The organism is uncultured Boseongicola sp., assembly GCF_937988555.1.
Lineage (GTDB): Bacteria > Pseudomonadota > Alphaproteobacteria > Rhodobacterales > Rhodobacteraceae > Boseongicola.
Map to the genome: position 1 here is coordinate 1 of NZ_CALJXO010000392.1, position 2,776 is coordinate 2,776.

Here is a 2,776-nt window from a genome sequence, read left to right on the forward strand (position 1 = left end):
ATCAGAATATAGCCTCTTGTTAATTGTTATTAGTCGTTCAGCTTAACAACGCGATTGCCGAAAGCTTCGCCTTTCAGAAGGCCAACAAATGCCGCCGGGGCTTGTTCCAGACCCGTAGTCATTTCCTCCCGATATCTGGTCCTTCCTTGCGTAACCCAAGGATTTTACCGATCTGTCCAACCGTGGCGCCTACGGGGCCGCTGGCTCCGGCGACCGCAAGGGTTCACCCGCTTTGGGTTCTCCAATCTGCGTCAGTCCGGCCCAGGCAGTTAGCCCCGGCATGCCGAGCACACCAAGTGCCCACGAGGAATTCTGAGGGTTCTTGCCCATGTTGATCACGCCGGTGCCGTCGGACAGCGCATAGTCCTGCCAACCGCCAAACGCAACGACCCAGTCACCCGTTTCAAATCCGTCCACACCCGAGCTCACAACCTCTGCGACTGTGCCGCCAACCATGACCGCTCCGATTTCCACCGGAGCAGCATAGGAGGGTGCGTCGCTCGTCCGTCCCCGCATGTATGGATCAAGCGAAAGGTATTCGTTGCGCAGCAACATCTCACCCTCCCTCAGGGTCGGCAGATCCCCAGTTTCCAGACGTAGGGTTTTGTCGTCGGGTGCGCCTTTGGGGCGTTCGGCCAAAACAAACTTGCGGTTCTTGATGCTGGATTGCGGCGTGGTCAGGGTCCTTCTTTGATCAGGCCCTCGGCCTGACAGCTATTGTTTTATGCGATACCCGCACGGCCCATAAAGCACGCCGAACAACGTCTGATAATTGAGGGATTAAGCTTAGATTCAAGTAGACTTGCTTAACTCAGAGGTATGTTTTCAGAACTCAAATACAATGCCTTCACACGACCATCTTCGCATTGATCGCCCGGGCTTACTGACCGCTGCATCCCACACCAAACGAACTGCTCGTTGGTGATTAAAATCATTATCAAAACGATTTATCTATATATTTATGCAATTTTTTGCATTAATCTTTCATTTATGCAATATATTTCTTGTTATTGTGTCGATTTCTCTCTACGATTTTGGTCCTGGGCCAAGCTTTAGGTGAAGCATCGGTCCTTTGGATTGGATGCATGGTTGGGGCACAGAGATGACCGCATTAGTTGAGCTTCGTGGAATCAAGAAGTTCTACGGCGGCGTAAAGGCGCTAAAAGGTGTCGATTTCGATATTGAGCCCGGCGAAATACACGCGCTCCTTGGCGAAAACGGCGCAGGCAAATCAACTTTGATGAAAGTCCTCGGTGGCGACATCATCCCCAACGCGGGTTCAATTGTTGTTGCCGGTCAGCCCGCAGATTTCCGCGGGCCCGCTGATGCAAAAGCAGTCGGCATTCAGGTGATACACCAAGAACTTGCCCTTGCGCCAGACTTGTCAGTTGCAGAAAATATCTATCTCGGAAATCTGCCACCAATCATTTCATGGTCAGCCCTCAACAACTCTGCGGGTGAGGTCCTGAATCGGTTAGGTTTTGACATAAGGCCCAAGGAACCTGTGGGCAATTTACCCATAGCATTGCAGCAAATCGTCGAAATCGCAAAAGCCCTTTCGAAGGAAGCAAGGATAATCGTCTTTGATGAACCCACAGCTGTACTGTCGGGAAAAGATGCCGAACGTCTACATGAGATAATGCTTCAGTTGCGTATGAATGGTGTCGGAGTCGTCTACATCTCCCACAGACTAGACGAGGTATTCGACGTCGCAGACCGCATGACTATACTGAAGGACGGCGAAACAGTCGGGACGGTAAATGTCAAAGACACGGATATGAATAAGATTATCCGAATGATGGTGGGAAGACCCATGGAAACGATGTTTCCGGAGAAGAAGCCAACAAAGATCGGTGACGAAGTTCTGCGCGTCGAAAGTCTTAATCGCGGCCGAGAAGTAATGAATGTGAGCCTTTCAGTAAGATCTGGTGAAATTGTTGGCCTCGGAGGCCTCGTTGGGTCTGGAAGAACTGAAACTGCAAAAATGATCTTTGGGGCCGACCCTAAAGATTCCGGGGAAATTTTCCTGAACGGTAAACCGTTAAAATTGAAATCCCCTCACGATGCAGTTCAAGCCGGCGTTAGCCTCTTGCCAGAGGACCGCAAAGGCGAAGGTGTAGTGATCGACTTTCCAATCAGCGTTAATTCTACGATGGCTGGGATCGGTAAAATCACCAACGGGTTTGGGTTTATCAAGCGACGCAAAGAAGGCCGCGAGGTTGCCGAACTGGCCAGAAAGCTTACTCTCAAATGTGGACACATCGACGACGCAGTCAGTACTTTATCGGGCGGAAATCAACAGAAAGTCGTTCTTGCAAAGTGGGTTTTTGCTGGCGGTGATGTGATCATATTTGATGAGCCAACGCGCGGAGTGGACGTAGGTGCAAAATCCGAGATCTATGGGCTCATAAATAAAATGGCCGAAGATGGCAGGGCTGTCCTGGTCATTTCGTCCGAACATCAAGAGTTGTTTGGAATATGCGATCGCGTGCTGGTTATGGGCAATGGCGAATTACGCGGTGAACTAAAGCCGGCTGACTACTCCGAAGAGAACCTTTTGCATCTTGCAATGGCATCTGGAGCGCTTGAAAAAGATGGAGAAAGCCATGACTAATACGCCATTAGATTCCGCTACAGATGTAGAAAAAGGCCGTCCATTCAATCGCGCCGAGTTCATCGAGAAGTACAGCACTTTTGGAATTTTTCTGATCCTATTTATTGTCGCTACAGTTTGGACTGATACGTTCCTTACTCAACGAAACCTGCTCAATGTTCT

General features: G+C 50.0%; 2 protein-coding genes. One reads left to right on the plus strand and one right to left on the minus strand.

Annotated elements, in window-relative coordinates; all coding sequences use genetic code 11:
* Positions 1-189: 189 nt before the first annotated feature.
* Complete coding sequence (locus tag Q1B15_RS23120; protein ID WP_299758557.1) at positions 190-639, minus strand: hypothetical protein; 450 nt, start codon at positions 637-639, stop codon at positions 190-192.
* A gap of 463 nt (positions 640-1,102) precedes the next feature.
* Here Q1B15_RS23120 and Q1B15_RS23125 point away from each other — a divergent pair, with 463 nt between their 5' ends.
* Positions 1,103-2,614, plus strand: a complete 1,512-nt coding sequence (locus Q1B15_RS23125) for a sugar ABC transporter ATP-binding protein (protein ID WP_299758559.1) — start codon at positions 1,103-1,105, stop codon at positions 2,612-2,614.
* Positions 2,615-2,776: the final 162 nt, after the last annotated feature.

What these genes read in the sequence shown, in the direction of transcription:
- Q1B15_RS23125 (WP_299758559.1), top strand. Translation starts at nt 1,103, where the DNA reads ATGACCGCATTAGTTGAGCTTCGTGGAATCAAGAAGTTCTACGGCGGC.